The 6,426-nt window shown below is 67.6% G+C and carries 8 protein-coding genes; 1 reads left to right on the top strand and 7 read right to left on the bottom strand.

Translation table 11 applies throughout. The annotated features are described in order from the left end of the window. Positions 1-4: 4 nt before the first annotated feature. From F7Q96_RS20610 to F7Q96_RS26895, 3 genes are all read right to left on the bottom strand, one after another. Positions 5-1,306: an MFS transporter gene (locus tag F7Q96_RS20610; RefSeq protein WP_053822535.1), complete on the bottom strand. Its 1,302-nt coding sequence runs from the start codon at positions 1,304-1,306 to the stop codon at positions 5-7. 82 nt (positions 1,307-1,388) lie between these two features. Then, positions 1,389-1,643 carry a hypothetical protein gene (locus tag F7Q96_RS20615; protein ID WP_144425835.1) on the bottom strand — a complete coding sequence of 85 codons (255 nt, stop codon included), beginning with the start codon at positions 1,641-1,643 and terminating at the stop codon, positions 1,389-1,391. Between the two features lie 85 nt (positions 1,644-1,728). Then, positions 1,729-1,965 (bottom strand): hypothetical protein, encoded by a 237-nt coding sequence (locus F7Q96_RS26895; protein ID WP_144425834.1) that lies wholly within the window; start codon positions 1,963-1,965, stop codon positions 1,729-1,731. 746 nt (positions 1,966-2,711) lie between these two features. Here F7Q96_RS26895 and F7Q96_RS20630 point away from each other — a divergent pair. Next, positions 2,712-3,443, top strand: a complete 732-nt coding sequence (locus tag F7Q96_RS20630) for a histone H1-like DNA-binding protein (RefSeq protein WP_174782171.1) — start codon at positions 2,712-2,714, stop codon at positions 3,441-3,443. Positions 3,444-3,698: 255 nt separating this feature from the next. Here F7Q96_RS20630 and F7Q96_RS20635 read toward each other — a convergent pair whose 3' ends face one another. The 4 genes from F7Q96_RS20635 to F7Q96_RS20650 all read right to left on the bottom strand — a co-directional run. Further along, complete coding sequence (locus F7Q96_RS20635; protein WP_053822532.1) at positions 3,699-4,166, bottom strand: outer membrane lipoprotein; 468 nt, start codon at positions 4,164-4,166, stop codon at positions 3,699-3,701. 20 nt (positions 4,167-4,186) lie between these two features. After that, a complete protein-coding gene (locus F7Q96_RS20640) occupies positions 4,187-5,134 on the bottom strand; it encodes a carbohydrate kinase family protein (protein ID WP_053822531.1) in 948 nt (315 codons plus the stop codon). A gap of 223 nt (positions 5,135-5,357) precedes the next feature. After that, complete coding sequence (gene tpx / locus F7Q96_RS20645; protein WP_053822530.1) at positions 5,358-5,858, bottom strand: thiol peroxidase; 501 nt, start codon at positions 5,856-5,858, stop codon at positions 5,358-5,360. Positions 5,859-5,945: 87 nt separating this feature from the next. Then, a partial coding sequence (locus F7Q96_RS20650; RefSeq protein WP_151023222.1) for a DUF3426 domain-containing protein occupies positions 5,946-6,426 on the bottom strand: 481 nt, incomplete at its 5' end.

Consider the following 6,426-nt stretch of genomic DNA (forward strand, 5'->3'; position numbering starts at 1 on the left):
GTCTCTAGTGTCGTTGCAGATAGGCCGGCTCGCGGACGAAGCGCGTGCCGACGAAGCTGATGGCGGCGGCGATCATCACGTAGAAGGCGGGCGCCATGGTGCTGCCGGTGCTGGCGATCAGCCAGGTGATGATGAACGAAGCGAAGCCGCCGAAGATCGTCACCGCCAGGTTGTAGGCGACCGACAGGCCGGTCGACAGCACCTTGGCCGGGAACAGTTCCGAGAAGGCCGCCAGGATCGGGCCGGTGTACGCGGCGATCAGCACGCCGAACACCAGCTGGAACACCAGCAGCGAGGCGAGGCCGGGCACGTGGTTGATGTAGAAGAACATCGGATAGGCCAGCAGCAGGATCAGCAGCGCCGAGCCCGACAGCAGCGCACGGCGGCCGATGCGGTCGGCGAGCCAGCCGACGATCGGCGAGAACACCATGATCGCGAGTCCGCCGACCATGCCCGCGATGAAGCCGGTGGACTGCGGCACTTGGAGCACTTTGACCGAGTAGGTCGGCATATAGAACAGCAGCACGTAGGTGCAGACCGTCCACAGGATCACCATCGAGAAGCTGGCCGTGGTCTCGCGCGGGTAGGTCTGCACGATCTCCTTCAGCGGCGAGTCCGAGCGCTCGGCGTTGTCGCGGAAGGTCGGCGTCTCGTCCAGGTGATGGCGGATGTAGTAGCCGACCGGACCGATCACGATGCCCAGCAGGAAGGGCAGGCGCCAGCCCCAGCTGTTCAGCGCCTCGGGGCTCAGCGCGCTGGTGACGAAGGTACCGACCGCGGCGCCGAGCAGCACCGCGACGCCGATGCTGGCCTGGATCCAGCTCGAATAGAAGGCGCGCTGGCGGACCGGCGCGTACTCGGTCAGGAAGGCGGTCGCGCCGCCCATCTCGCCGCCGGCCGAGAAGCCCTGCATCAGCCGCGCGATCACGATCAGCAGCGGCGCGAACACGCCGATCTGGTCGTAGGTCGGGGCGATGCCGATGATGGTGGTGCCCAGCGCCATCAGCAGGATGGTCAGCGACAGCGCCTGCTTGCGGCCGACGCGGTCGGCATAGATGCCGAGCACGATGCCGCCGACCGGACGCATGAAGAAGCCGACGCCGAAGGTGGCGACCGCCAGCAGCAGCGACGACAGGTCGTTGCCGGTCGGAAAGAACAGCCTGGCGATGATCACCGCGAAGAAGCTGTAGACGGTGAAGTCGAACCACTCGAGGCCGTTGCCGATCACCGTCGCGACGATGGCGCGGCGCCGTTCCCTGGCGTGAGTGGCGGGCAGCGCGTCCGCGTGGGCTACGCTCGCTTGCATGGGGTTCTCCTCTTCATGGCGTTCTCCTCTGGGATGGGCAGGCGCCCGCGTGCGGCTGGCGCAGCGGGCCGGACGGCCGATGTTAGAAGCGGGAGCGGCGCGGACGGTAACGAAATCTGCGCATGTCCGCATGCCGTCCGCGCATGCATCCGGGACCGATGGCGGGACGGCATTGCGCGTCCGCATCGATGCCGCGCATGGCCGCTGGTGTCCGCCATCGTCCGACAGCGAGCACGCGCGAGCCGTCGGGATCGACGACGATCGATGGTGCGGGTCGACCGCGGGCAATGACATCGACGGTCATCGATCGAGCGTCGTTCGGCAGTCGGTCGAGCATCGGTGGCGTGTCGATCGGGCATCGATCGGGCATCGATGCGGCACCGATACCGTGCTCACGAATGGCAAAGCGTTGCGTCGACGCATCACCCGAACGACGCTCGCGCGCGATGCGCGACGACCCGCGATGCGAGGTCGATGCGCGATGCGCGCTTCGCTGTCGCGATGGCCGCCGGCATCATCGGCGCGCTCGTCGCCGCACTGCCGTCGCCGCTGTCGCGCACGGCCGCCTTGCGCTTCGACGCCGCCGCATCGCGCGACGCGCAGCGCGCGCCCGGCACGCACGACCGCTCTTCACTGCTTGCCGCAAAGCCTTGTTGCACGCGGCTTTGCGGCGAGCATGCGGGTTCTCCCTCGTGTCTTCGCCGCGTCCTCGCGAGGGCTTGCGAAGGGTCTTCGTCAACGTCGCGGCAAGCTGCGCGCGCGCACGTCGGCCAGCGCGTCGTCGGCATGTCGACGGCGTCGCGATGCGAGCAAGGCGGAGGGTCTGTCGGCGTGTCGTCGCGGCATGCGATGCGTGTCTCGACAGCGCGTCGCGCGTGTCATTGCATCGATGCGTTCGTCATCGCAAAGCGCGCGCATTCGATGGCGTGATTTTTTGGAACTTTTTTCTTAACATCACCGACCAAACGAATTATGATTCGCCTTGACAAGAGTCTCTCTTCATTGCATGAAGCAGGACATCGCAAAGCGAAGAACTCGAACAACAACCGCGGCGCGATTCGATGCAGTGATGCAGGTAGCCGAGGAGCAACAGAACTTTGACGCAGACCAGACCGGGCTGGCTTCTTACAACGCGTACAGTCTCCTGTGGCCCATTGACGGGATGGGTTCGCTACCTCGAACAACACGGCGTCTGCCTGGCGCGGGCCAAGACCGCGAATGCAGGTTTGCCGTCGGAATACTCCTACTTTGAAGCCGCGTGTCGTCGGGCAACGACGCGCGAGCGGATCGAATACTGCGGGACGCGACGAGCGTTGCGCGCGGGTCATCGCGTTGCACGTCGTCACGGAAGCCTTGCCCTGCGCAAGGCGCCCGCCAAGGAATTCATTAGCGTGCGGCAGCCGTATTGCGGCACGCCGATGAATCGCTCGCTCGACTGGGGTTCGCAAGCCTGCGGCTTGCAGGCATCAACGCCTCGGGTCGGTCGGGTCGCCAATTTTGGACATTCGATATTCACGCTTTAGTGAAGGAGTCATCCATGGCAACGACTGCGAAGAAGAAACCTGCGGCCAAGAAGGCCGCGCCCGCCAAGAAGGCAGCCGCCAAGAAGGCCGCACCGGCCAAGAAGACCGCGGTGAAGAAGGTCGCCGCGAAGAAGGCGGCGCCGGCCAAGAAGGCCGCAGCGAAGAAGGCCCCCGCCAAGAAGGTCGCGACCAAGAAGGTAGCGGCGAAGAAGGCGGCGCCGGCCAAGAAGGCTGCAGCGAAGAAGGCTCCCGCCAAGAAGGTCGCGACCAAGAAGGTAGCGGCGAAGAAGGCGGCGCCGGCCAAGAAGGCCGCAGCGAAGAAGGCCCCGGCCAAGAAGGTCGCGACCAAGAAGGTAGCGGCGAAGAAGGCGGCACCGGCCAAGAAGGCCGCGGCCAAGAAGACCACCGCGAAGAAGGCGACCGCCAAGAAGGCCGCGCCGGCCAGGAAGGCTGCCGCGAAGAAGGCGCCGGCGAAGAAGGCTGCCGGCAAGAAGGCCGCCGCCCAGCCTGCCGCGGCCCCTGCCTCGTCGCCTGCGTCGGCTCCCGCGCCGGCCGCCAAGACCGCGCTGAGCCCGGCCGCCGCCTGGCCGTTCCCGACCGGCAGCCGTCCGTAAGCGTTGAAGCGCGACCCGTGCGCGCTCGATTCCTGCGGGAATCCTCGGGGCACCTTCGCGTGCCCGAATGACCGGATACCCCGTATCCGGTCGGCATGACAGTGGTCCTGCCAACCCGCCGCCGGCGATCCGCCGCGGCGGGTTTTTTATTCGGGCCGGCCGCTGGCGGCGAACGTGCAAACACGAAGGTGCAAACAAAAACGCCGCCCCCCGAAGGAGGCGGCGTCCGGTTCCGCGGCCGGTGAAGCGCGGCGTTCAGTGCGTGACGCGCGTGACCCCGCCCGAGGACAGCAGCCGCACGCGCTCGCCCGGACGGAAGATCTCGTCGGCGTCCTGCGTGATCGCGCGCATCTCGCCGTTGTCCAGGCGCACCGTGATCTCGAGCCCGCGACGCTGGTCGACCCGGTTCTCGATCGCGCTGCCGGCCATGCCGCCGAGCACCGCGCCGAGGATGCCGGCCGCGACCGAGCCGCTGCCGCTGCCGATCGAGCTGCCGGCCGCAATGCCGCCGATGGCGCCGCCCGCGAGCGTGCCGACGCCCGATTGCTGACCCTGGATCATCACCTCGCGCACGCTCTCGACCACACCATAGCGCAGCGTCTGTTCACGCTGCGCCTGCCCCGGCGTATAGATGCTGGCGGAGTTCGATTGCGTGGCGCAGCCGGCCACGAGACTGGCGGCCGCCACGAGCGCGACGCCGCAGGTTCGGATAAGGGTTTGCATGGTGATTCCCCAGCAAGGGTTTACGCGTAACGGTAGCCGAATGCCGACTCGAACATCTGGCCGATCTGCTCGCGCGAGACCTTGTAGTTTTGCGGTCCCTGGTGCGCGATCTTGATCGCCCCCATCAGACTCGCGAGCCGACCGGTAGTTTCCCAGTCGAAGCCCTGCTCGATGCCGTACAGCAGGCCGCCGCGGAAGGCGTCGCCGCAGCCGGTCGGATCGACGACCCGTTCGGCCTGCACCGCGGGAATATTGTACTGCCGGCCATCGGCGTGAATGGTCGCGCCGCGCTCGCCATGCGTCACGATGAAGGCGCGCACGCGCGCCGCCACTTCGGCGCTGCTCCAGCCGGTGCGCGACAGCAGCACCTGGCCTTCGTAATCGTTGACGGTCACATAGCTGGCCAGTTCGACGAACTGGCGCAGGTCTTCGCCGCCGAACAGCGGCATCGCCTGGCCCAGGTCGAAGATGAACGGAATGCCCGCCTCGGCGAATTGCCGGGCATGGTGCAGCATCCCTTCGCGGCTGTCCGGCGCGACGATGCCCAGCCGCGGCGCGCGTTCGCCCTTGAGCGCGTCCTGCACGTGCGACAGCTGCGAGTGGTTCATCGCGCCCGGGTGGAAGGCGGTGATCTGGTTGTTCTCCAGATCGGTGGTGATCATCGCCTGCGCGGTGAAGGTATCGGGCAGCATGCGGATATGTTCGGTGCCGATGCCGAGCGCGCGCAGGTAGTCCAGATACGGGCCGGCATCCTCGCCGACCGTCGCCATCACCACCGGCTCGCCGCCGAGCAGCTTCAGGCTGTAGGCGATATTGCCCGCGCAGCCGCCGAACTCCCGGCGCATGCCGGGGACCAGGAAGGACACATTGAGCATGTGGATCTGGTCCGGCAGGATGTGTTCGCGGAACCTGCCCTCGAACGTCATGATGGTGTCGTAGGCGACGGAGCCGCAGATCAGGCTGGGCATGGGTGCTCCAAGGTGTTTTGGTTCTGGTGGATCGCTGCTGGTGCTGCTGGTGCTGCTGGTGGTTTGTCTCCCCTTTCCCGCCTGCGGGAGAGGGGCGGGGGAGAGGGCAGGGCGGTGGGCATGCCACTGCCGATTCACTGCCGATTGAAACCACCTTCCTCTCCCCGGCCCTCTCCCCCTGAGGAGGAGAGGGAGAACACATGCGCGTGGGGTTGGACCGCGCTTACTTCAGCGCCGCCAGCGCTGCGTCATAGTCCGGCTCGTTCTTGATTTCCGGCACCAGCTGGCTGTAGGTCACCGTGTCGTTCTGATCGAGCACCACGACGGCGCGGGCCGTCACGCCGGCCAGCGGGCCGCTCTTGATGTCGACGCCGTAGTCGTCCTTGAACTGCGCGCCGCGCATCGTCGACAGCGGCACCACATTGCTCAGGCCTTCCGCCGTGCAGAAGCGCCCCATCGCGAACGGCAGGTCGGCCGAGATCGTCAGCACGACGGTGTCGGCCAGCGCGCTGGCCTTCTCGTTGAACTTGCGGGCGGAGGCCTGGCACACCGGCGTGTCCAGGCTCGGCACGATATTGAGGACCTTGCGCTTGCCGGCGAAGTCGGCCAGCGTCACGTCCTTCAGGTCCTTGCCGACCAGCGAGAACGCGGGGGCCTTGTCACCGGGTTGGGGAAATTTGCCGCCGACTTCGATCGGGTTGCCGCCGAGGGTCACAGTGCTCATGGTCGCTCCTGGGTTGATGGGGACGCGGCGCGCGCGGCGGGATGCCGCGGCGGCGCGTCCGGGGATTCGGGAAGGGCTCGGGCAGGTTCAGGGATAAAAGACCGACACGCGGTAGTTGTCCGCGGCCTGCCGAGTCCGGAATCGTACCTGAAGGGGGAGCTCGGCGCCCGCCTGCAGGCCCGCGGCGCCATCCGGATCGCGCGTCCGCTGCGCGGCGGGCAGGTAGTCGGCCGGCATCAGCACAAGCCGCTGCAGCGGGCGATCCTGCGCATCGGTCAGCACCAGCTCGATCGCCGGCAGCGCCACCAGCGCGCGGCTCTCGTTGCGCAGCGTCATCGTCAGCAGATAGTCGTCGCTGCCGGCATCGGGCATCTGCAGCTGCGAGCCGTCGATGCGCAGCGCGGCGAGTTGCTGCGCCGGCGGCACGCGGCAGCCCAGCGGCGCGCAGGCCGCCTCGAGCCACGGCCGCAGTGCGGGTGCGCGCGCCGCCAGCTCGGTGCGCCACAGCAGCGCGGCGGCAAGCAGCGCAAGCAGCGTGGCCAGCGCCGCGGCGCCGATGGCCCAGCGC

Origin of the sequence: Cupriavidus gilardii, from assembly GCF_008801915.1 — a bacterium.
In the GTDB taxonomy this organism is placed as follows: domain Bacteria; phylum Pseudomonadota; class Gammaproteobacteria; order Burkholderiales; family Burkholderiaceae; genus Cupriavidus; species Cupriavidus gilardii.